At 72.3% G+C, this 22,147-nt stretch carries 23 protein-coding genes; 15 read left to right on the top strand and 8 right to left on the bottom strand.

What is annotated here, in order from left to right; all coding sequences use genetic code 11:
• Window positions 1-29: 29 nt before the first annotated feature.
• The 3 genes from P3T29_RS12755 (at window position 30) to P3T29_RS12745 (ending at window position 3,535) form a co-directional block, all read left to right on the top strand.
• Window positions 30-1,181: a glycosyltransferase gene (locus P3T29_RS12755; RefSeq protein ID WP_280716498.1), complete on the top strand. Its 1,152-nt coding sequence runs from the start codon at window positions 30-32 to the stop codon at window positions 1,179-1,181.
• Window positions 1,182-1,447: 266 nt separating this feature from the next.
• Window positions 1,448-1,756 carry a DUF4193 domain-containing protein gene (locus P3T29_RS12750; RefSeq protein WP_280716497.1) on the top strand — a complete coding sequence of 103 codons (309 nt, stop codon included), beginning with the start codon at window positions 1,448-1,450 and terminating at the stop codon, window positions 1,754-1,756.
• 555 nt (window positions 1,757-2,311) lie between these two features.
• Window positions 2,312-3,535, top strand: a complete 1,224-nt coding sequence (locus tag P3T29_RS12745) for a helix-turn-helix domain-containing protein (protein WP_348532821.1) — start codon at window positions 2,312-2,314, stop codon at window positions 3,533-3,535.
• 207 nt (window positions 3,536-3,742) lie between these two features.
• On the opposite strand, the gene P3T29_RS12740 is transcribed toward P3T29_RS12745, so the two are convergent.
• Entirely contained in the window at window positions 3,743-4,453 is a 711-nt protein-coding gene (locus P3T29_RS12740; RefSeq protein WP_280716496.1) for a hypothetical protein, read from the bottom strand.
• A 219-nt stretch (window positions 4,454-4,672) separates the two neighbouring features.
• Here P3T29_RS12740 and P3T29_RS12735 point away from each other — a divergent pair, with 219 nt between their 5' ends.
• Complete coding sequence (locus tag P3T29_RS12735) at window positions 4,673-4,891, top strand: hypothetical protein (protein ID WP_280716495.1); 219 nt, start codon at window positions 4,673-4,675, stop codon at window positions 4,889-4,891.
• Between the two features lie 349 nt (window positions 4,892-5,240).
• On the opposite strand, the gene P3T29_RS12730 is transcribed toward P3T29_RS12735, so the two are convergent.
• A complete protein-coding gene (locus P3T29_RS12730) occupies window positions 5,241-5,537 on the bottom strand; it encodes a hypothetical protein (protein WP_280716494.1) in 297 nt (98 codons plus the stop codon).
• A gap of 145 nt (window positions 5,538-5,682) precedes the next feature.
• Window positions 5,683-6,288 carry a winged helix-turn-helix domain-containing protein gene (locus P3T29_RS12725; protein ID WP_280716493.1) on the bottom strand — a complete coding sequence of 202 codons (606 nt, stop codon included), beginning with the start codon at window positions 6,286-6,288 and terminating at the stop codon, window positions 5,683-5,685.
• 57 nt (window positions 6,289-6,345) lie between these two features.
• On the opposite strand from P3T29_RS12725, the gene P3T29_RS12720 reads away from it, so the two are divergent.
• From P3T29_RS12720 to P3T29_RS12705, 4 genes are all read left to right on the top strand, one after another.
• Entirely contained in the window at window positions 6,346-7,251 is a 906-nt protein-coding gene (locus P3T29_RS12720; RefSeq protein ID WP_280716492.1) for a S41 family peptidase, read from the top strand.
• Window positions 7,252-7,444: 193 nt separating this feature from the next.
• The gene (locus tag P3T29_RS12715) at window positions 7,445-8,809 is read left to right on the top strand and encodes a DUF3533 domain-containing protein (protein WP_280716491.1); all 1,365 of its coding nucleotides are present in this window, start codon (window positions 7,445-7,447) and stop codon (window positions 8,807-8,809) included.
• A gap of 206 nt (window positions 8,810-9,015) precedes the next feature.
• A complete protein-coding gene (locus P3T29_RS12710) occupies window positions 9,016-9,654 on the top strand; it encodes a TetR/AcrR family transcriptional regulator (protein WP_280716490.1) in 639 nt (212 codons plus the stop codon).
• A 115-nt stretch (window positions 9,655-9,769) separates the two neighbouring features.
• Window positions 9,770-10,546: a VIT family protein gene (locus P3T29_RS12705; RefSeq protein WP_280716489.1), complete on the top strand. Its 777-nt coding sequence runs from the start codon at window positions 9,770-9,772 to the stop codon at window positions 10,544-10,546.
• Between the two features lie 64 nt (window positions 10,547-10,610).
• On the opposite strand, the gene P3T29_RS12700 is transcribed toward P3T29_RS12705, so the two are convergent.
• A complete protein-coding gene (locus P3T29_RS12700) occupies window positions 10,611-11,084 on the bottom strand; it encodes a hypothetical protein (protein ID WP_280716488.1) in 474 nt (157 codons plus the stop codon).
• A gap of 360 nt (window positions 11,085-11,444) precedes the next feature.
• Here P3T29_RS12700 and P3T29_RS12695 point away from each other — a divergent pair, with 360 nt between their 5' ends.
• Window positions 11,445-11,681: a universal stress protein gene (locus P3T29_RS12695; RefSeq protein ID WP_280716487.1), complete on the top strand. Its 237-nt coding sequence runs from the start codon at window positions 11,445-11,447 to the stop codon at window positions 11,679-11,681.
• On the top strand, window positions 11,678-12,301 hold the full coding sequence (locus P3T29_RS12690; protein ID WP_280716486.1) for a universal stress protein: 624 nt from the start codon (window positions 11,678-11,680) through the stop codon (window positions 12,299-12,301). The genes P3T29_RS12695 and P3T29_RS12690 overlap by 4 nt, the downstream gene beginning before the upstream one ends.
• Before the next feature lie 15 nt (window positions 12,302-12,316).
• Here the strand turns inward: P3T29_RS12690 and P3T29_RS12685 are convergent, their stop codons facing one another.
• A complete protein-coding gene (locus tag P3T29_RS12685; protein ID WP_280716485.1) occupies window positions 12,317-12,499 on the bottom strand; it encodes a hypothetical protein in 183 nt (60 codons plus the stop codon).
• Between the two features lie 364 nt (window positions 12,500-12,863).
• Between P3T29_RS12685 and P3T29_RS12680 the strand changes: the two genes are divergently transcribed.
• From P3T29_RS12680 to P3T29_RS12665, 4 genes are all read left to right on the top strand, one after another.
• Window positions 12,864-13,370 (top strand): universal stress protein, encoded by a 507-nt coding sequence (locus tag P3T29_RS12680; protein ID WP_280716484.1) that lies wholly within the window; start codon window positions 12,864-12,866, stop codon window positions 13,368-13,370.
• 243 nt (window positions 13,371-13,613) lie between these two features.
• A complete protein-coding gene (locus P3T29_RS12675; protein WP_280716483.1) occupies window positions 13,614-14,516 on the top strand; it encodes a sugar ABC transporter permease in 903 nt (300 codons plus the stop codon).
• A complete protein-coding gene (locus P3T29_RS12670; RefSeq protein WP_280716482.1) occupies window positions 14,513-15,319 on the top strand; it encodes a carbohydrate ABC transporter permease in 807 nt (268 codons plus the stop codon). The genes P3T29_RS12675 and P3T29_RS12670 overlap by 4 nt, the downstream gene beginning before the upstream one ends.
• 63 nt (window positions 15,320-15,382) lie before the next feature.
• Entirely contained in the window at window positions 15,383-16,777 is a 1,395-nt protein-coding gene (locus tag P3T29_RS12665) for an ABC transporter substrate-binding protein (RefSeq protein WP_280716481.1), read from the top strand.
• 80 nt (window positions 16,778-16,857) lie between these two features.
• Here the strand turns inward: P3T29_RS12665 and P3T29_RS12660 are convergent, their stop codons facing one another.
• Window positions 16,858-17,640: a VOC family protein gene (locus tag P3T29_RS12660; RefSeq protein ID WP_280716480.1), complete on the bottom strand. Its 783-nt coding sequence runs from the start codon at window positions 17,638-17,640 to the stop codon at window positions 16,858-16,860.
• A gap of 130 nt (window positions 17,641-17,770) precedes the next feature.
• Between P3T29_RS12660 and P3T29_RS12655 the strand changes: the two genes are divergently transcribed.
• Window positions 17,771-19,555 (top strand): SpoIIE family protein phosphatase, encoded by a 1,785-nt coding sequence (locus P3T29_RS12655; protein ID WP_280716479.1) that lies wholly within the window; start codon window positions 17,771-17,773, stop codon window positions 19,553-19,555.
• 62 nt (window positions 19,556-19,617) lie between these two features.
• Here the strand turns inward: P3T29_RS12655 and P3T29_RS12650 are convergent, their stop codons facing one another.
• Complete coding sequence (locus tag P3T29_RS12650) at window positions 19,618-21,402, bottom strand: DUF6297 family protein (RefSeq protein ID WP_280716478.1); 1,785 nt, start codon at window positions 21,400-21,402, stop codon at window positions 19,618-19,620.
• Window positions 21,399-22,115, bottom strand: a complete 717-nt coding sequence (locus P3T29_RS12645) for an ABC transporter ATP-binding protein (protein ID WP_280716477.1) — start codon at window positions 22,113-22,115, stop codon at window positions 21,399-21,401. The genes P3T29_RS12650 and P3T29_RS12645 overlap by 4 nt, the downstream gene beginning before the upstream one ends.
• Window positions 22,116-22,147: the final 32 nt, after the last annotated feature.

The following is a 22,147-nucleotide window of genomic DNA, read 5'->3' as shown; positions in this document are numbered from 1 at the left end:
GGAAGCCACAGTGGCGATAGCCTCGCCCGATGCGAATCCTGTTCACGTTCATCGCCGGCAGCGGTCACTTCCGCCCTCTCATCCCAGTGGCCCGTGCCGCTCAGGCCGCAGGGCACACGGTCGCGGTGGCCGGTGGGGGCGGGCGGGTGGCTGAGATCACTGCGGCCGGATTCACCGCCTTCGCCACCAGCGAGCCGCGCGAACGTACCGTCACGGCGACGAGCGAGCCGCTGACAGCACCCGACCCGGAGGCGGAGGTTCGGCAGCTCGCAGAGGGCTTCGGCCGACGCGGGGCACGGCGGCACGCTGCGGCGGTTCTTGAACTTGCCCGCACCTGGAAGCCCGATGTCCTGGTGCGCGACGAGGTCGACTTCGGCAGCGCGATAGCGGCCGAATCGCTCGCGATTCCCTGCGCGACCATCCTCGTGCTCGGCGCCGGGGGCTTTCTGCGAAAGGAGGTCGTCGCCGAGCCGCTGCGGGAACTGCGAGCCGAGTACGGTCTGCCATCGGATCCAGAACTCGCCATGCTGGAAGGAAAGTTGGTCCTGTCGCCGTTCCCGCCGAGCTTCCGCGACCCGCGATTCCCTCTGCCGGCCGACACGTTCTCGTTCCGACAGACCGCCGCCACCGGTCCGTCCACTACCAGCCCTTCCGTCACCAGCACGCACGCACCCACCCCGCGCACACCCACCGTGTACTTCACCCTCGGCACCGTGAACAACACCAGCAACCTGTTCACCCGGGTCCTGGCCGGGCTCCGGGACCTTCCCGCGAACGTGGTCGTGACGGTCGGCGACCGTGTCGACCCCGCAGAACTCGGGCCGCTGCCAGGGCACATCCGGGTCGAGAGGTTCGTTCCACAGGAGCAGCTCCTCCCGCAGTGCGATCTGGCCGTCTCGCACGGCGGCTCCGGCAGCCTCGTCGGAGCGCTCGCCCACGGCCTGCCGTCGGTCCTGCTCCCCCACGGCGCGGACCAGCCGTACAACGCGCGGCGGTGCGTCGAACTCGGTACCGCCAAGGTCCTGGACCCGGTGACCGTCACCCCGGACGAAGTGCACGCCACGGTATCGGCCGTACTGGCCGACCAGAACTACCGCCGCGCCGCCGAACGGATCCGGGACGAGATCAACGCTCTCCCGGGACCCGAGCAGACGATTCCCCTGCTCGAGGGGCTCCGCTGACCGTCCCTCCCCACCACGGGCCCGTACGGGCGCAGCCATGGCCGCGCCCGTCGCCGCCCCTCGGTGCGGACCGCTACGCAACACCTGAGCAGGCACCCGGCGACCGCGCCCGACAGGGACGGACAGGCCGACGGCTGCGCGGGCCTGCCGGTGAGCGTCATCCGAACGGGCGCAAGGATCATGTGTCGCGGACCCGCGCCCGGCGCGGACAAGGCAGGCTGGTGCACCGACCCGCACCTCCACCCACTGGACGAAGAGGCAACGCCTTGGCAACCGACTACGACGCCCCACGCAAGAACAGCGACGACGCGGACGACGACAGCATCGAGGAGCTGAAGAGCCGCCGGAGCGACAAGTCGGCCGGCACCACCGACGTGGACGACTTCGAGACGGCCGAAGGCCTGGAACTGCCGGGCGCCGACCTCTCCGACGAGGAGCTCTTCGTCCGGGTGCTGCCGAAGCAGCAGGACGAGTTCACCTGCGTGAACTGCTTCATGGTCCACCACCGCAGCCAGCTCGCCGGGGAGGACAAGAACGGCCAGCCGATCTGCCGGGACTGCGCGTCCACCTACTGACCGGCAGGTCGCCGGCCCCGGCAATCCCGGGGACGACGCGTGGTAGCCGTACGTAGAACTGACATGTACGCTGCGTTCTGCTGGCGTCAGCTGCAACACCGGGTCCGGCCTGTGCTCCGTGGGGGGAGCGTCGGCCGGGCCCTGTTGCCCAGCTCGGGCCCGGTCGTCGCTCCGTGGGGGAACGCCGGCCGGGCCCGCCCGCGCCGGCCCGGCCGGACGACCGTCATCCTGCGCGGCCCGTCGGGCGTCCTCGTCCGAGGGCTGGTGAACGGCGGCGTGGCTGTCGATGACCGACGCGAGGTAGCGGTCGGCGATGACCGCTCCGCGCAACGGTGCTTCGCGCACCAGGTCGGCCGCCCGCAGTGCCCCGGTGAGGCAGAACGCCTGGTGCGGCGGGGACTTGGCCCGCGCGTTGCCGAGGGGCCGCATAACGTCCATCGAATATGGAGTCGCGAGCTCCGCGCCTCCACCAAGCCGCCACCGCCCGTGCCGAACCGGGTCAGCGCTGTCCTGCCGCACCCCGCCCGCCGGCCGACCGCCCTGGAGCGCCACCGCGTGACCCGGCCCGTCCCACCGACCATCGTTCCCGTTACCGTCGACCATGCGGACCCTCGCCCCGGCACCGCCGCCATCATCACCAAGGAGCAACAGGTGACCGTCCAGCTCGACCACCAGCCCCCGGCCCCACCCCGACCGGCTACCCCGAAGGGGAATCTGACGGTGGAACACCTGACGAGGAAGCACCTGACGGGCGAGCAGAGCGTGGCCGCGAGGACGGGGAGCGTGTTCCGGAGTGACAACCCGTCCGGGAAGGAACGGTTCGACAGCTGGCGGGAACTGATCGGGCAGACGCGGGCCAGCGAGGTGACCAGTGCCCACACCGACGACTTCACGGCGGAGATGCGGCGACTGGAACTGGGGCCGGTGACCCTTCTCAGGACGTCCTTCCCGCCGGCGCGGTTCCGGCGGACTGCGGGCATGGTGCGGCAGTCGGATCCGGAGGTGTACAACCTGACGCTGCTGCTCGACGGAGGCCTGGCGCTGACGCGCGACGCCGGTCGGACAGCGACGTTCGGGCCAGGTGACCTGCACATGCTCCACAGCTCGCATCCGTTCGACCTGCGGGCCTTCGGCGCCCGCGCCACCGAACGACGGGAACTCCGGGTCGAAGCAGTGGGCGTCGACTTCCGCGCATCGTTGCTGCCGCTGCCGCCGAACCGATTGCGCGACCTGCTGGGCCGGGGCTTCTCGGGGCGGGAGGGTACGGGTGCGCTGCTCTCGGAGTTCCTCGTCGGCCTGGACCGGCAGGCCGCCGCCCTGGGACCTGCCGAGGCACCCCGCCTGGGAGGGGTCGTCGTCGACCTGGTGGCCGCCTGGTTGACCCGGGAGCTGGACGCCGAGGCCGCGCTGCCGGAGGAGGCCCGGCAGCGGGTCATGGTCGAGAACGTCCGGGCGTTCATCCGACGGAACCTGCACGATCCCGAACTGTCGCCGTCCGTGATCGCCACCGCGCACCACATCTCCGTCAGCTATCTACACCGCCTCTTCACCCAGCAGTCACAAGGCGAGCCGGTCGCCGCCTGGATCCGCCGCCAGCGGCTGGAGAAGGCACGCCGCGACTTGGCGAACCCCGCGCTGTACGCCATGCCGATCCACGCCGTCGCCGCCCGCTGGGGCATCCCCCGCGCCGGCGACTTCAGCCGCGCCTTCCGGGCCGCGTACGGCCTCTCACCCAGCGAGCACCGGCATCGAGCGCTGTCCGGGCTCGCAGGCGAGTAGACGCAGAGCGAAGGAACTGTCGACGCAGCGCCAACACGGCCGGGCGGCGTCCTGACATCCTCGACGAGGAACACCGCAGCGGCACGCCGCCTTCCATCTCGCGCCGGGCCGGTCGGGTGTGGAGGGGTCGGCACCGGTCGGCGGCCCGGCACGCCACGGGGGAGCGTGCCGGGCCGTGGAGGACGGTTCATCAGGCCGGACAAGTCCCTAGCCGTGCAGCCAGATCCGCAGCAGACCGACCGGCTCGAAGCCGTGGCGGACGGCGGCTGCCAGATCCTCGCCGTGCTCGTAGCCGACCACCGGCAGGGTGGGGAACAGCCGGTGCACTGCGTCCAGAACGACCGGCCAGGCCGCGTCGGAATCCCCGTCCAGCGCGAACACATTGGAGATTCCGACCACCTGGTCGCTGCGGCTCGCCACCGCACCGGCGACCACCCGGCCGTCAGCGGACTGTCCGGCGAGCACGAACGTGGCGGGGTCGTCGAGAAGTTCGGGCCGGAAGAGGTCCGCGTTGCCGTCCCCGTCATCCCAGGCGAGCGCCCAGGCGCGCAGCGCGTCCGGGTCGCCCACGACGTTCCAGCCGAGATCCGACGCGGTGGCGGGCGCACCCGCCGGGCGATGGATCCACTGTGCCTCGAACAGCACCCGGAAACCGGCCCCCGTCAGGTCGAGGTCGGCGAAGCTGTCCTTGACGGAGGCACCGGGCGCGGCGGTGTCGATCCGGGCCGCCAGCGCGGCCGGGTCGGCACCCGGCACCAGCGTCACCGCGTCGGGGTAGTACAGCGGCGTACGGGCCGGGGCGGCCCAGGCCTGCGGCCCGAACTCGCCCGCCAAGCCGTGCGACCGGCTCATCGTCGCGCACCACTCGGCGTTGTTCCGGGCGGCGGCCTGGACCGGGGACTGCTTCGGCGTCGTCACAAGTGCGAATCATGGCCCGTACCGACCCGGCCGTCGAACGGATTTCCCCCCGACGCTGAGGCGGCAACGGTGGCCCGCCACCCAGCCGCCGTTCGTCCGATGCCGATGCCGATGCCGAGACCGAGGGCTCCCGGGCCAACCCGGACGGACCGTACCCGTGACCGCGACACCCTCCGACAGTTGATCAGGCCGACACACCGCCAGCTTCCGGAGGCCCCGATGCGCACCCTCGTCCGAACCACCCTCCTCGGCACCCTGCTCGCCGCTGCCGCCCTCACCGCCACCACGACGGCAGCCGCAGCGGGCGGCACCGCCTACCCCGCCCCCTCTCGCCAGGAGCACACCTACAGCATCCCCGTCGGCACCGTCACAGACATCGGCGACCTCACCAAGATCGCAAACCTGGGATCCGACCTCGCGTCCCACCTCGGCCACTGAGGTCGCCGAACCCCACGCCGAACCCCACGCCGAATCCAACACCGAACCCAACACCGAACGCCGAGCCCACACCGCCGGCACCGGCGAGCGCCCGGCACCACTCCCCCCGAACTCCCCGGCAGTTCACGGACGAGCGGGCCGACCACCGAGCGTCCGCGCACCGTCGCAGCTCGGACGGCGGTGCCGGTTGGAAGGTGGCCCGGGGCCGGGTTACGGGCGCACGCCTCCGCCACGCGCCCCCGGCGCACGCGGCACCACTCACCGCTCGGGGCTCGGGGCTCGCCGGAGCTGCGGGCGGCGAGACCGGACCTGTCCCGGGTCGCCCACTGAAGGTGAAGCGGACGGTGGCTCAGGCCCCGGGCGAGCCTCCGGACTGCTGCTTGCGCATCAGCTCCATCTCGTAAGCCTCCAGGCGTATGTCAGCGCCCCGGCCGATGCCGACGAAAGAGGCCGTCATCTCCGCCAGATGGGCCACGAGCAGCCGTAGGCCCTCGGCGCCGAACCTCTGCTCGAAGCCGTCGAGCAGTTCGGTGAAGGGCACCAGGGCTGCCTCGGCGGAGCCGGCACCGACGCGTGCCTTGAGCAGAGAGATGGCGAACATCGCAGCGTCGTTGCTCGCCTGACGCGGGCCGTTGGGAGAGGTCATCAAGCCATCATCGCTGCTCACCCGCCCCCGCGCCGAGCCTTTTCACGAACCACCGGCCCGGTACCCGGCGCAGCCCCGCCTCGACGCTCCTGTCCAACCGGGGTGAACGGCGCCCGTCGGGGAGGTTGCCAAGCCGGGGGCGCCGCTACCCGGAACCGCCGACGTCGGCTCGAGCGCCGCCGTCCACGCGGCCGTCCACACCGCCGTCCACACCGCCGGAAGCCTCGGCGTCATCCGGCTGGAAGTGCTGGTACAGCGCCACGAGTACGCCGTGCACGGGCTGGTCCTCCGGCTCCTCCTCCGCCTCGTCGACCAACCGGGTCAGCAGCTCCCCCAGTTGGCGCGCCTTCGTCGGGCTGAGCCGCAGGTGACGCAGCGACAGGGTCTCAGCGGGTGAGCGGTCCAGTTCCTGGGCGACCGCGCCGAGCATCGCGGCGGTGCCGGCCGCCTGGGGCTCGGCTACGGCGATGCGGCGGGCGGTACGTTGGTAGTACTGCTCGGTGCCGCCGCGCACCTGGCGGGTCTCGGCGACGTGGACCAGCCCGGCCTCGCGCAGCACCTTGAGGTGGTGGGCCACGTTGCCCTTGGTCGCGTCCAGCTGTGCGGCGAGCTGCCTGATGGTGGCCGGGCGGTGGCTCAGCGCGAAGAGCAGCCGCTGTCGCAACTGGTGGGCCAGCGCGGCGAACTGCTCGGGTGCTCCGATCTCCTGGACGTCCTCGGGAGGCGGCGGATATGACGGGTGCTCGGGCATGAGGTAAGTGTCTAACTCTCTTGACGCTTTCGCAAGAGCGGTGCTTCACTCCCCCTCATGACAATTCTGACTCAGCTTCAGCCCTCCCCCGTCATAACCGAGCTGACCCGGCTCCTCACCGAGCACTACGTCTTCCCCGAGGTGGCCGAGCAGCTCGCCGCCCTGCTGCACCGACGGCTCGCCGAGGGTGCGTACGAGGTCGACAGCGCGGAGGAGCTCGGCCGGCTGGTCACCGCCGATCTGCAGTCCGTCAACAGCGACGGGCACCTGAGGCTCAAGTACCACCCCGAGGAGATTCCGCAGGAGCAGGGCGCCGCCTCTCTCGCGGCCATGCGCCGGGACTTCGACACCTCGCTCGGCGGCGCGCCCAGGCTCGAGTTGCTGGCGGGCGGGGTCGCCGTCCTGGAGCTGGCCCCGGCCCTGTTCCCGCTGGCCTGGGCCGCCGAGCCGCTCGGCGCCGCACTCACCCTGGCCGCACGGGCCCAGGCGCTCATTCTGGACCTGCGCGGGAACCTCGGCGGCGATCCGGACACGGTCGCCTTCGTCTGCGGCTACCTGCTCGACGAACGCACCCACCTCAACACGATGTACTACCGCGACGGCGACCGACTCGAGCAGTCCTGGAGCCCGCCGCACGTCCCCGGCGCGCGCTTCGGCGGCAGCAAGCCGCTGTACGTACTGACCAGCGGCCGCTCCTTCTCGGGCGCCGAGGAGCTGGCCTACGACCTGCAGCAACTCGGCCGCGCCGTCGTGGTCGGCGAACGCACCGGCGGCGGGGCCCACCCCCGGGAGAGCTGGACACTGCACTCGCACCTGGAGGCCCACATCCCGGTCGGCCGGGCCGTCAACCCCGTCTCCGGTACGAACTGGGAAGGCACCGGCGTGCAGCCCGACGTCCCCTGCGCCGCCGCCGACGCGCTCGACCACGCCCACGCGCTGGCCCGCACCCGACTGGCGAACTGACCCGGCCGACCCACCGTCACCCCGACCCACCGTCACCCCGCCCGCACCCGCACCCGCACCCGCACCCGCACCCGCGAGGACAACGCACCGCTCCGGCGCCCCTTTCGGGCCCGCCGGGCGAGGCAGCGGACCAAATCCACGCATAGCGGATATTTTGTGGGGCGATACGGCGGTTCCGACACCGGGGAGAGCCATGCCTTCGAGCGAACACCCGGCGGGTACCGCAGGGACGACCGGAAAGACCGGGGCGACGGCCGCCCGGGTGTTGCGCACCCCACGGGTCTGGCTGGTCCCGACGATCATCATCGGCCTGGTGACGCTGCTGCTCTCCCTCGTCTACATGGGCGGCATCCTCAACCCGCGCGGCGACCTGCACCGCATGCCGATCGGGCTGGTCAACCTCGACCGGGGCGCGGTGGTGGCGGGGCAACCGACCAATCTCGGCGCGCAGATCACCGCCGGCATCGCCACCGCCCCGGACCCGGCGCACCAGGTGTCCTGGCGGGTGCTGGACGCGGCCGGTGCCGCGGACGGCCTGACCTCGTCGAAGCTGTACGCGGTCCTGGAGGTACCGGACGGCTTCACCGCCGCCGTGGCGGCGCTCGGCGCCTCCGGTCCGCAGCCACCCGCCCGGCCCACGATGTCGGTTCTCACCAATCCCGGGGCCGGCAGCCTGGCCTCCTCACTGGCCACCTCCATCGCCCAACTGGCGGCGCATACCGCATCCGCGCAGCTCGGCGCCCAGTTGCAGACGCAGGCCCGGGCCCAGTCCCAGGCGGCGGGCAGCATCCCGATCAATGCCACGCGCCTGCTGATCGCCGACCCGATCACGGTCAACGTCGTGGTCGGCCACGCGATCGGCATGCACAGCGGTCTGGGCCTGACCGCCTTCTACTACACGCTGCTGCTGGTGCTGGCCGGCTTCCTCGGCGCCAGTGTGATCAGCAACAGCGTCGACGTGGCACTCGGTTACGCGGCCAGCGAGCTGGGCCCGCTGCGGACCCAGCTGCCGACCGTCCCGATCAGCCGCACCCAGACCCTCGCGGTCACCTGCGCGATGTCGGTCGGGCTCTCGGTACTGAGTTCCACCCTGATCATGATCGCCACCGTCGTCGTGCTGGGCATGGACGCCTCCCACCTGCCGCTGTTGTGGGTGTTCTCCTTCTGTGCCACGGCCATTGTGGGGATCGGCGTCCAGGCCCTGCTCGCCGCATTCGGCGGGATCGGTCAGCTGATCAGCATGTTCGTCTTCATCGCCCTCGCCCTGCCCTCCTCCGGTGCGACCGTCCCACTGGAGGCGCTCCCCGGCTTCTACCGGGTGCTGTCCGAGTTCGAGCCGATGCGACAGCTCACCGGTGGCGTTCGCGCGATCCTCTACTTCAACGCCCAGGCCGACGCCGGGCTCACCCGGGCGTGGATCATGATGGCCGTGGGATTGACGGCCGCGCTCGCCTTCGGATTCGCCATGACGTCGTACTACGACCGGAGGGGCCTGCACCGCATCGTCCCCGAACACGCCGAGGCGCCCGCCGCCCACTCCGCCGCCACCGACGGCTGAGACGGGCACCGGCCCCGGTCGGCCGGTGGTGTCATCTGACCATTCCTCAGGTCATTCCTCAGGCTCGGCGCAGGCCGGTCGGGAAAGTTCGCGAGAGTCAACCCCTACGATCCGACCGCAGGATGTCGACCCTCAATATACAAGTGCCCTCTCACGAAGAGAGTCCGGACTGATAACATCGGCACCGAGGACAGGAGAACGTACCGATGACGGCGACCCAGGCCCCGACCGGCCGGACCAACCAGAAGCTGCGGACGCGGACCGCGATCGTCGAGGCCACCCGCGAGCTCATCCGCTCCGGCCACGAGGTGACGATGCCCGAGGTCGCACGGGCCGCACTGGTCTCCGAGGCCACCGCGTACCGGTACTTCCCCGACCTCGTCTCGCTGCTGACCGAAGCCATGGTCGGCCTGTGGCCCAGCCCGGCCGACGCGCTCGAACCGGTCGCGGGGTCCGACGACCCCGTCGAACGCATCGCCTTCGCCTGCGAGTTCCTGCTGCGTGGGGTGCTGGCCTACCAGGGCGCGGTGCGGGCGATGATCTCGACCACCATCACCCGCCCCGAACTGGCCGCGACCCGCCCGGGCATCCGGTTCGGTTTGATCGACCACGCGCTGGCGCCACTGGCGGACACCCTCGCGACGGCCGCCCCCGAGGCGTTCGCCCAGCTCCAGCGGGACCTCGCCGTGGTGATGAGCGCCGAGGCGATCTTCTGCCTCACCGACCTCTGCCGGCTCGGCCCCGACGAAGCCGTGGCCAGCGCTGTACGGACCGCGAGCACCCTGACGCAGGCGGCACTCCGCGCAGCCACCACCACCGGCACCACCACCGGCACCCCCTGCTGAACCACCTCCCGCCAAGGTGACGAATGCCAAGGTGACGAATTCCTGTGCACCCGAACCCGGGCCGGGGCAGGATGGGGAAGTCGTCGCCCGCGACCCGCGTCGAAACGGAGCCCTGATGAGCACCGCCGGATCGGACTCCAACTCGGTCCCCACCGCCGGCTCCACCGACCCGTCCGACCCCTCCGACTCCGCGCACGAGACCGAGCCGCACGCGCAGGGCCTGGCGGGACGGCTCAACTGGCTGCGCGCCGGCGTGCTGGGCGCCAACGACGGCATCGTGTCGACGGCCGGACTGGTCGTGGGTGTGGCCGGAGCGACCACCTCCAGGGGACCGATCCTCACCGCCGGCATCGCGGGACTGGTGGCCGGAGCGGTGTCGATGGCCCTGGGCGAGTACGTGTCGGTCAGCAGCCAACGGGACACCGAGCGCGCGCTGCTGGCCGTCGAACGCACGGAACTCCAGCAGTTCCCCGAGGAGGAGATCGCGGAACTGGCGGCGCTGTACGAGGCCAAGGGCCTCCAGCCGGCCACCGCGCGCCAGGTGGCCCAGGAGCTGACGGCCAACGACGCGTTCGCCGCCCACGCCGACGCCGAGCTGGGGATCGATCCGCAGGCCCTGACCAATCCCTGGCAGGCCGCGCGGGCCTCGCTGCTCGCCTTCACGCTCGGCTCGCTGCTGCCGCTGGCGGCCATCCTGCTGCCCCCGGCCGGATGGCGGGTGACCGTCACCTTCGCCGTGGTCCTGCTCGCCCTCGCGCTCACCGGCGCGGTGAGCGCTGTCCTCGGCGGCTCGGAGAAGCGGCCGGCCGTCGCGCGGCTCGTTCTCGGCGGCGCGCTGGCGATGGCCGTCACCTTCGGCATCGGCCGGCTCGTGGGAGCGGCGGGAGGCTGACGCCACTCTCCGGCCGTCGGGGTGGGACGAGCCCCTGTCCACCTCACCCCCGACGGCCTCCCCCCTACAGTCGCGGGGGGCCGACCGCCGTAAGGCTGCGGTAGGCGTCGATCGCGGCGGCCAGGGTGTCGGCGAGGTAGCCGGGACGGGACTGTCCGCCCGGCACCGGGAGAGTGCCCGCGCCCGGACGGGTGATGCCGACATGCCGGAAGAGCGAACTGAGCTCGGTGGCGAGCACCTGGGCGTCCAGGGCCAGCGCGTTGGCGAGGTCGGCGCAGTACATCCGGCCGCCGGCCTGCTCGACGGCCCGGTGAGCTCTCAGCAGCAGGTCCGGGACGTCGATGTCGGCAGCTGCCACCGGGTGTGTCCGGGAGCCGGGCAGCACGGTGGGTTTCGGTTCGGGCATCGCCGAGGCCATCCGCGCGTAGACGAACGCGACTGCGGCGAGAGCCGAGGCGGCGTCCCATCTGCGCTGGCCGAGCATCGACAACGCCTCGCGGGCGAGCGAACGGGCGTTCTCAGCAGAGGTGTCTTCCATGTCATACCCAACGCCCACCGACCATGCAAAGGCACGTACCCCGCGGACCTGCAAGCCCTATGCCAGACACGACGACGTCCGGGCCCCCAACACCCCGTCAGCACGTGGACCAACCGGCCCTCCCGTCCCGGATCTGACGATTCGACGGCGTTCCGCTCCGACCCGGCGGGCCCTGGCACCCCGGCGGACCGCCCGACAGGTCCGCCCTCACGCCGGCCGTCGCGACGGCGGCGGCTGGAGGGCGGGCCCCCGGGCCACGACGGCGGGCCGCCCGGCGGTGGCCGGGTGACCATGGGAGCAGCGGGAGATCCCCAGGCCGGATGACGCGTCGCCGGAAGCCCAACTGCGAGGGAGTACACCATGCGGTACCGAGTGATCGTCGGGATCGACGGTACGGACGCCAGTCACGACGCCGTCGACCGGGCCTCGGACGAGGCGCGGCTGCGCCGGGGCTCGCTCCATCTCCTGCACGCCTGGTACGGCGAGCTGACGGAGGCGTTCACCGGGCGGGAGAGCTTCCTCGGCAGGGACGCCGGCGAGGAGGCACTCGGCGCGGCCCGCGAACAGGCCCGGTTGCGCCATCCGGACCTGGGGTGACCACCGAACTGGTGGACGGCCACGCCCGGGACGCCCTGGTCGCCGCCGCCCGGGAGGCGGAGCTGCTGGTGCTCGGGGCACGTGGTTCGGGCGGCTTCCCGCGCCTGTTGGTGGGTTCGACGAGCCTGCACGTCGCCGCGCACGCCACCTGCCCGGTGATCGTCGTCCACCCGGCGGCCGACCGGGCGGCGGCCGGTGGCGTCGTGGTGGGTGTGCACGGGCGGGCGCCCGAGGATCGCGTGCTCACCTTCGCCTTCGAGGCGGCCCGGCAGAGCGGTCTGCCGCTGGTGGCCGCGCACGCCTGGAGCTACCCGCTGGCCACCGGGATCGGCCACGCGTCCGGGCCGGTCTTCGAGGAGAGCCACATCAAGGCCGAGCAGGAACGTCTGCTCGCCGAGGTGCTGGCCGGGTACCGCCAGAACCACCCCGAGGTGAAGGTGACGACGGTCTCCGTACGGTCGGGCGCGGCCCGGGAGCTGGTCGCGCTCTCCGCCTCGCACCAGTTCGTCGTGGTCGGCCGTCACGGCGCCGCGCGCGGCCCACTCGGCCGGCTCGGCTCGGTGAGCCAGGCCGTCGTACAGCACGCACAGTGCCCGGTCGCGGTGGTACCGGCGGACTGAGCCGTCGCGGGGGGCTCAGGCGGTGGAATCCCCCAGGACCGAGCCGTCGTGCAGGGCCAGCAGCGCGTCGTAGCGTCCCCGCACGTCCTGCCGGTCGGCCTCCTCCGGCACGGAGGCCTCCACGGCCGGGACCAGCCAGAGGTCGGTGCGCAGCGTCTCGCGCCGCCAGTCGGCCTCCAGGAACACCCCACCGCGCATCAGCGGAGCCGTCCGGTGCAGCCGTGGGTCTGGGCTGTGCGGATCCGGGTGCGCACCGGGCGACTCCTTGGGGCGTAGTGACAGGGGCCGGGCGGACGTCCCGGCCCCGGCCCGGCCGAACAGGAGGGTAGTCCACCAGCGGATCACCGCCGACGGCCGGTTCCCCGACGTCAGGAATCCGTCAAGAAGTGCTCGCGCCGCGTATCCGGCGCGTCAAGGGAGGCTGCGTTCCGCTGACACCGGGTCTCTAATGATCGAAGGAGATGGTGCGCAGATATCGTAAGATTAAGCGCAAGCTGAGCAATTGGACCAACGATTCAAAGGCACTCTCGCCGGAATCGCAGATCGAAGGAAGCGAAACACCATGGCCGTCACCACCCGGGTCTTCGTCGGAGTCAGCGGATCGCAGCGCGGTTCCGCCGTCCTGCGGCAGGCGTGGGGCGAGGCCGTCCGGCGCGACGCCGTCCTCGTCCCGGTCCTGGCCTGGACCCCGGTCGGCGGTGAGCCCGCCTACCGCACCCACCCGTGCCCGCCGCTGGCCGAGCTCTGGGAGCAGGCCGCCCGCGAGCGGCTCGAAGCGGCGCTCACCGAGGCCTTCGGCGACTCCCCGGCGGCCGTCCGGATCGAGCCGCTCGTCGTACGCGGCGAGGCCGGCCCCGTCCTGACGGCGATCGCCGACCGTCCCGGCGACCTGCTGGTGGTCGGCACCGGCCGCCGTGGCCGGCTGGCCCGGCTGCTGCACGGTTCGGTGAGCCGCCACTGCCTGGCGCACGCCACCTGCTCCGTCGTCGCCGTCCCGCCGACCGACGCCCCGGCGGCCCCCGCCGTGGTGCTCAGCCACCAGGAGTGGCGCACCCTCACGGCGGCCTGACGCTCCCCCGCCGGAATCCCGCCTCCGCGAACGGCCACGTCCTGACGCCGCCTCAGAGACTGGATGTGAACTGACGGAGTGCGAGGTGCAGGACCGTACGCACGGGGTAGGGATCGGGGCCGGGGCACCTGACGCGAACGCGTAATCCAGGCGCCACCGCGCGGTTACCCGGTGGTAGCCGGTGCGCCGCCCGGACCGGACACGGTTCGGGCGTACGTGATTCCCAGGAAAGGCGGCCCCTCCATGCCGACCGCGCGGCGCTCCCGGCGCGACTGGGGCGAACGGACACTGGCCTGGGCGTTCCTGACGCCCTCGCTGGTGGTGTTCGCCCTCTTCATCGGCTACCCACTGGGCCGTACCTTCTACCTGAGCGCCCACGCCAACGACCTGTTCGGCGCCCCGTCCCGCTACGTCGGCCTGCGGCACTACACCGACCTGCTGGGTTCGGCAGAATTCCACCAGACGCTGGTCACCACCGCGCTCTTCGTGCTGCTGACCGTCGTCCCCGGGGTGGTCGGGGCGCTCGCGCTGGTGCTGCTGCTGGAGAGCCGGATACATGGCGTGCGGGCCTTCCGGTCCGCCTTCGCGCTGCCGTTCGCCTTCTCGGTGGCCAGCGCCTCGGTGGTCTTCTCGGTGCTCTACAACCCGGCCAGCGGCGTACTCAACGGCCTGCTCTCGCAGCTGGGCGTCGCACCCGTGGGCTGGCTGACCGACCAGCGCTACGCCCTGCTGTCGGTGGGCGCGGCCACGATCTGGATGACGCTCGGCTACAACGTCCTGGTGCTCTCGGCCGGGGTCGGCTCCATCCCGCAGGAGATAACCGAGGCGGCCCGGCTGGACGGCGCGAGCGGCCTGCGGCTCGCCCGCTCGGTGACGGTGCCGCTGCTCGGACCGCACCTGTTCTTCCTGGTCGTGGTCTCCACCATCAACGCGCTGCAGAGTTTCGGGCAGATCCACATCCTCACCAAGGGCGGCCCGGACGGCGCGACCCGCACTCTCGTCTACTCGGTCTACGAGAAGGCGTTCGCGTACGGGTCCAGCGACTTCGGTACGGCGAGCGCCCAGGCGGTGGTGCTGCTGGTGGTCGTACTCGCCTGCGCGGGCGTGCAGTTCGGTGTTCTCGAACGGAAGGTGCACTACGCATGAGCCGGATCGCGGTCTACCTGCTGCTCGCCTTCGCGGTGGTCACGGTCGGCTTCCCCGTCTACTACGCGTTCGCCGGAGCCCTGATGGGTCCGTCCGAACTCGCGAGCTACCCACCGGCGTTGCTGCCGCACTCGGTCACCGGCCGGAACTTCGCCGGGGCGGTGCACGCCATCCCGCTGGGCCGCCAGTACCTCAACTCGGCCATCACCGCGACCGTCATCACGGTGGCCCAGCTGCTCACCTCGATCCTCGCCGCGTACGCCTTCGTCTTCCTGCCGCTGCGCGCGCGGGCGGCCGTCTTCGCGGTGTTCCTGGCGACGCTGATGGTGCCGTGGGAGGCCGTCATCATCCCCAACTACCTGACCATCTCCGGCTGGGGGCTGGGCAACACCTACTTCGGCCTGGTGCTGCCGTTCCTGGCCTCGGGCTTCGGCACCTTCATGCTGCGGCAGTCCTTCCGGCAGTTCCCGGCCGAACTGCGGGACGCGGCCCGGATCGACGGCGCCGGTCACTGGCGGTTCCTGTGGCGCGTCCTGGTGCCGCTCAGCAAGCCCTCGCTGGCCGCGATCGCGGTCTACGTCTTCCTGTCGGCCTGGAACCAGTACTTCTGGCCGCTGATCATCACCCGCACCGCGCAGATGCAGACCCTGCAGATCGGCATGGAGAGCCTGCGCGACGCCGAAGTCGCCGACCCCGGACTGGTGTTGGCCGGCGTTGTGCTCACCCTGCTGCCGACCCTGGCCCTGGTGGTCCTCGGCCAACGCTTCATCGTCCGCGGCCTCACCGCCGGCGCCGTCCGCTGAGAGCCTGCGCCTGATCCCCGCACCAACTCACCTGACCAGCAGCACTCGAGAAGGAGAACGCAGATGGGCAAGCAGCTATGGGGAGTCAGGGTCGCGGCCGCCCTGGTCGCCGCCGGTCTGACGCTGACCGCCTGTACGTCGAGCGGCACTCCCGCCGGACCGTCCGGCTCGGGCGCGCCCGGAGCACAGGCGCTGGACAACGCCAAGGGCGTCACCACCGTCAACTTCTGGCACTCGATGACCGGCCAGAACGCCACCACCCTGACGGCGCTGGTCGACGCCTTCAACGCGGCGCACCAGGGAAAGATAGTGGTCAAGCCGCTGTTCCAGGGCACCTACGACGACGTGATCGCCAAGTACAAGGCGTCGGTGCAGCAGAAGGGCACGCCCTCGCTGGTCCAGGTCTACGACATCGGCACCCGGTTCATGATCGACTCGAAGCAGACCGTGCCGGCCCAGGCCTTCGTCGACAGGGACAACTACCCGCTCGCCGACATCGAGCCCAACATCCGCAACTACTACTCAGCGGGCGGCAAGCTCGCCTCGATGCCGTTCAACTCCTCGATGCCGCTGCTCTACCTCAACACGGACGCATTCAAGGAGGCCGGCCTCGACCCGGCCAAGCAGCCGCAGGACCTGGCCGAACTCGGCGACATGGCCAAGAAGTTGACGAAGAAGGACGCCGGCGGGCAGACCACCAGGTACGGCTTCGGGGCCGCCATCTACGGCTGGTTCGTCGAGGAGCTGCTCGCCGAGTCCGGGACGCTCTACTGCGACCAGGGCAACGGCCGTACCGGCAACGCGGGCAAGGTGCTGTTCGACTCCGCACAGGGCGCGCAGGCCGTCCAGTGGTGGGCCGACCTGGTCAAGGGCGGCTACGCGGCCAACACCGGCCGGGTGCCGGCGGACGCGCAGGCGGCCTTCAAGGCCGGCAAGGTCGCGATGCACCTGGAGTCCACCGGGGTGCTGCGCGGCTACACCGAGGCCGCGAAGTTCACCGTCGGCACGGCCCCTTTCCCCAAGATCAACGCCACCGACCAGGGCGGCCCGGCGATCGGCGGCGCCTCGCTCTGGATCGACGGCCCCGGCCACTCGGACGCCGAGCAGCGGGCCTCCTGGGAGTTCGTCAAGTTCCTGTCCGCACCCGAGCAGCAGGCCGTCTGGCACACCGGCACCGGCTACTTCCCGGTCAACCGCAAGGCACTGGACGACCCCAGGGACAAGGCGTGGCTGGCCAGGTACCCGCAGTTCCAGACCGCGATCGACGAACTCCACGCCACCAACCCCACCCCCGCCACGGCGGGCTGCCTGCTCGGCGTGATGCCGCAGGCCCGCAAGGGCGTCGAGACCGCGATCGAGCAGACCATCAGCGGCTCCAAGACCGCCCAACAGGCGCTCTCGGATGCCGTGAAGCAGCTCCAGCCGGCCATTGACAGCTACAACAGCGCGGTGGGCTGACCCTCCTGGCACCGAACAGCCGCGCCCGGCGGGATCGATCCCGCCGGGCGCGGCTGTTCGGCCCTATTCGGCGACGGGTGCTACATCGGCTTCGTCTTGATCACCGCGAAGATCGCGCCCTGCGGGTCGGAGACGACCGACATCCGGCCCGCCACCATGTCGAAGGGCGGGACCAGCACACTGCCGCCGCTCTTCACGAGCGCGTCGACCGTGCTGTCCGCGTCGTCCACCGCGAAGTACGTCAGCCAGTGGGCCGGCGTGCCGGGCGGGTCGTTCTGCAGCTTCGCCACGCCGCCCCTGGCGCTGCCGTCGATGTTGAACGCGAAGTACTCGCCCTCCATGCCCTCCATCGGCGCGATCTCGGCGCCGAAGACGGCCCGGTAGAAGGCGGTCGCGGCGGGGACGTCAGCGGTGTGCAGCTCGTTCCAGGTGAGCGCGCCGTGCTCGTTGACCACGTGCGCGCCGAAGAAGTCCCCCGGCTGCCAGACTCCGAACACGGCGCCGGTCGGGTCCGAGGCGACCAGCATCCGGCCGACGGTGCCGATGTCCATCACCGGCACGATCACGGTGCCGCCGGCCTTGGTGATGGCGGCCTGGGTGGCATCCGCGTCGTTGGTGGACAGGTAGGACGTCCAGACGGTCGGCGGCGTCGGCTGTCCCTCCGGCGCCATCGCCGGGCCGATCCCGGCCACCGGCTTCTCGTTCAGCGTGCACATCGCGTACCCGCCGAACTCCGCCGGGCCGACCTGGCCCTGCCAGCCGAACAGGTCACGGTACAGGTCCAGCGCGGACTGCTGGTCCTTGGCCATCAGATCGACCCAGCAGGGAGTGCCGGGCGCGTACGCAGTGGTGACTTCAGGCATCTCGTCTCCCAAGTGGTGACCCCCGGTGAACACCTTGGCCTTGCACGGCCCCGCCCGCCACCGGAACACGCGGGACGTGTCAACATCGCTGAGGCACGCCCGCCCGGGCGACCATAGGAGGTGTCCGCCGTTGCGGCGCGCGATAGAGGAGGACGCGGTGCACCCCAAGGCTTCCGGCCGCGACGCCCTCGCCGATGCCCTGATCGACTCGGCGGCCGACGCCCTGGCGACCAGCAACCCCGATCTGCTGCGCGCCGTCGTCGAGGACGCGCCGGTCGGCCTCGCACTGGTCGGCCCGGACCTGCGGTGGCAGTACCTGAACCCGGCGTTCGCCCTGGCGACCGGTCTGGGAGCGGCCGACCTCGGCAGCGACGCGCCCGTCTCGGGCGACATGCTCCGCCAGGTCCTCGCCGACGGCCACCCGCGCGAGCTGACCATCGGCGCGCCGGGCGGCCCGGGCGGCCTCCCCGTCCGCTGCCAGCGCCTGGTGGTCGACGGACAGGTGGCCGGTCTGCTCCTCGTGGTCCTCAGCCCCACCGACCCGCCCGACCGGCAGCAGAACGACCGCCGGCAGGACGACCGGCAGCAGGACGAGCGCCGACAGGACGACCACCGGCGGCACGAGCTGACGCAGGCCCGCGCCCGGCTGGCCATGCTGGACACCGCCGCCGAGCGGATCGGCACCACCCTCGACGTCGACACCACCTGCGCCGAGCTGGCCCAGTTCACCGTCCCCGCGATGGCCGACCTGGCGGCCGTCGACGTGCTGCCGCCCGACACCGCCGAGCACCGCAGCGGCCCGCCCTCCGGTCTGCCGCGCCTGCGGCGGGCGGCCGTCGCCTGCGCGCCCGCGCTCCGCGCCCGGGCCGAGGCGTTCACCCTGCCCGGCGGCCCGGTGCGCTACCGGGAGGGCTCCGCCGTCGCGCGCAGCCTGGAGCAGGGCAGAGCGGTGATCGCCGACGTACGGTCCGACGAGGAGCTGGCCCGTTCCGCCGGGCACCCCGCGAGCCAGGCGGCCTACGGCTCCGTCGGGGTCGGCTCGATCCTGGCGGTGCCGCTCTTCGCCCGGGGGCAGCTGATAGGCGTGCTGTCGCTGGCCCGGGTCCGGGGCACGTCCGAGGGGTTCACCGCCGACGACGCGGAGCTGATCGACGCGCTCGCCCGCCGCGCCGCGACCAGCATCGACAACGCCCGTCGCTTCGCCCGCTCGCAGGGCATCGCCGTGGAGCTTCAGCGGGCCCTGCTCGCCGAGCCGGGCAACCCGCACCCGAACCTGGAACTCGCCTCGCGCTACCTGCCGTCGGGCACCAGCTCGGTGGTCGGCGGCGACTGGTACGAGACCGTACGGCTGCCGTTCGGCCGCACCCTGCTGGTGATGGGCGACGTGATGGGCCACGGGGTCGAGGCCGCCGTCGACATGAGCTACTACCGCTCGACGCTCCGGTACGTCGCCGCCATGGACCTGCCCCCGCACCGGATCCTCCGGCAGCTCGACGAGGTGATCTCCGAGAGCGACTCGGCCCGCCCGGCCACCTGCCTGCTCGCGCTCGCCGACCCCGCCCGCAACCGCTGGACGTTCTCCAGCGCCGGTCACCTCCCGCCCGCGCTGATCACCGCCGACCGGCCGACCGAGCTGATCGAGGTCCCGACCGGCCCCCCGCTCGGCACCGGCTTCGGCGGCTACGAGCAGAACACCCGCGAGCTGCTCCCCGGCCAGGTGCTGCTGCTCTACACCGACGGCCTGGTCGAGCGGCGCGGCGAGGACATCGACGCCTCCCTCGCCCGGCTCGCCGCCCTGCGACTACCGGCCGCCGGGGCTCTGGACCACGTGCTGGACGCCGTCCTGGACGGGGTGACCCCGCATGCCGCCGAGGACGACATCGCCCTGCTCGCCGCGCGGGTCCGCCCGAGGTGAACCCTGGGGACGCCCGACCGTAGCCCGACCGGCGTGACCCGCGCGGCCGTGACCCGACCGGATCACCGCGCGGCGGGCGCGGTGGCCGTACCGCCGCTCCGGCCCCTGGGCGTCAGCTTCGCGGCGCGTTCGCGGGCCCACCAGAGGAGTACGGCGGCCACCGCGACGCACCAGAGCACGGCGGTGAGGGTGGCGGCGGCCGAACCGCCGGTGAAGGCCTTGGTGAACGGCACCGTGAGCACGATGACCGCCACGGCCGGGCCCGCCGCGTACCAGGCGGCGAACAGGAACGGGCCGATGCCCGAGCCCGGTGTCGGCGAGGAGCCGACCATCAGGTCCTGCCGCACGACGCCCCGACAGGCGTTCACCAGCCCGGCGCCGACCAGCGCGGGCACCGCCGCCGGTGCGAGCCAGGCCTCGGCCCCGCCGCCGGACAGCAGAGCGACCAGCGCGCACACCGAACCCAGCAGAACGCCGAGGACGGTAGGCACGATCGCATGACGCAGCATCAGCTCGGGGAAGGGGTACGGCGACCAGGAGGCCCGCCTGAGGTCGTCCGTCTCGATCCGCGCGGGTTCCAGCAGCTGCGCCACGGCCAGGTAGCCGAAGACCAGTGCCAGCGCGGTGCCCGCCCAGGAGACGGCACCGCTGGACGAGTGCACCAGGAACGCGCACACCATCGCGGGTACGGCCAGCAGCAGCGAGCGCCCCAGCCGGGCCGGGGAGCGCAGCAGCGCGAGGGCGTCGCGCCAAGGTACGACCTGCCAGGCCGCCCGGGGCGCGGGCAGGCTCAGCAGGCGTCGCGGTCCGGCGCCGGGCGCGGCGCTGGTGACGGCGAGGCGGGCCGCCCGCAGTTCGACGGTCCGCAGTGCGGCCAGCACCCCGGCCGCCGTCCGGGCGCGCTCGCGGAGCCGGGCCGGCTGGATGTTGCCGCAGGATCGGTCGGCGTACCAGGCGCAGACCCCGGTGAGGAGCAGCAGCAGTCCGGCCGCCACCCAGGCTCCGGGCTGTGCCGCGGGCGTCGGGGCGAGGGCGGCGAGACCGGCCCAGCCCCACGGGCCGGACCAGAGCTCGACCCGCTCCAGCCAGGGCACCCGGTGCCCCTGCACGGCGAGGGCGCTCTGTGCGACGAGCAGCAGGACGACCACGGTCAGCAGGGGGGTGAGCCTGCGGACCAGGGCGGCCACCCGGTCGTCCAGCTCGACCGCCAGGCCCGCGCAGGTGGCCAGCAGCGGCAGGCAGACCCCGCCGAGCAGGCACCAGCCGAAGGCGGCGAACAGGCCGGTCTTCACGGTCAGCCCGAGGGCGACCATGCCGGCGGCCGCCGCGACGATCCCGGGCGCCACCGCCAGCGCGCCGGAGAGCCAGAACCAGGGCCGCAGCACCCGGCCCGGCCGGACGGGCTGCGGCAGCAGCCAGTCGGCCGTCGCCCTCGGCGGGATCACCGGGCCGCGCCAGAGGCCGTCCCGGGCGGCGAACAGGAGGGTGGCCAGCGCTACCGCCGCGATGCCGCTGGGGAGGGCGGCGAGCAGTGCCGGGCCGTTGCCGGTGTAGTCGGCGCCCATCGAGGACTGCAGGAACAGCCCGAAGCTCGGGGTCACACCCCAGACGACCAGGATCAGCAGGGTGCAGTAGACGGTGAAGCCGATCTGGCCGGCCCGGCTGCGGCGGTGCGGCGCGCGGAGCGTGCGCAGCAGGGCCAGCGCCTCGCCGGTCCAGTCGTCGTCCTCGGTCCACTCGGGCGCGGGCTCGCTGTGGTCCGCGTCGCCGTCCGGCACCTCGTCGGGATCTATGGCGTCGGGGTCCACCGCTTCGGGGTCCACCGCTTCGAGAGGGGTGCTCGTCACCGGGCGCCTCCCCGGGCGCTCGCGGCGAGGACGGTGTGCGGGGCACCCTTGGCCAGCACCTTCCCGTCCTCCAGCATCACGACCCGGTCGGCCACCTCGAGCGCGAGGTCGGTGTGGTGGGTGACGAGCAGGACGGCGACCCCGTCCGCGAGTTCGGCCTTGAGCAGGTCGGCGAGCCGGCGCCGGGCGTCCGGGTCCAGGCGCTGTTCCGGCTCGTCGAGCAGCAGCAGGTCCCGGGGCCGGACCATCGCGCAGGCCAGCAGCAGCGCCTGCATCTGGCCGGAGGACAGTGCCGAGGGGAGGGCGTCGGCACGGTCCGCGAGGTTGCGGTCCACCAGTACGTGCTCGATCCAGGCCCGCGCGTCCGCGACGCCGTGGGCGACCGCGACCAGCAGCAGGTGCTCGCGCACCGAGAGGTCGGGGTAGCAGGCGACCGTGTCGCCGACGACCGCGACCCTGGCCCGGATCCGGGGGTCGTTCTCGTCCATCGGGAGGCCGTCGAAGCGGACCGTCCCGCTGGTCGGCAGCTCGCGTCCGGCCGCGATCCGCAGCAGGGTCGACTTACCGGAGCCGTTGTGGCCGAGCAGCGCCACACACTCACCGGCCGCGAGCCTCAGACTGACGGGGTGCAGGACCTGCCGTTCGCCGTAGGTGCGACTCACACCGGTCAGCTGGAGCAGAGCCTTGCGCGGCTCGGTGGGCGTCTTGGCCATGAACGGGTGCCTCTCGCTGCGGGTGTCCGTCC

It is taken from the genome of Kitasatospora sp. MAP5-34, from assembly GCF_029894335.1.
Taxonomy (GTDB): domain Bacteria; phylum Actinomycetota; class Actinomycetes; order Streptomycetales; family Streptomycetaceae; genus Kitasatospora.
Note: the sequence above shows the minus strand (reverse complement) of the source record. Positions and strands in the feature narration are given on the sequence as shown.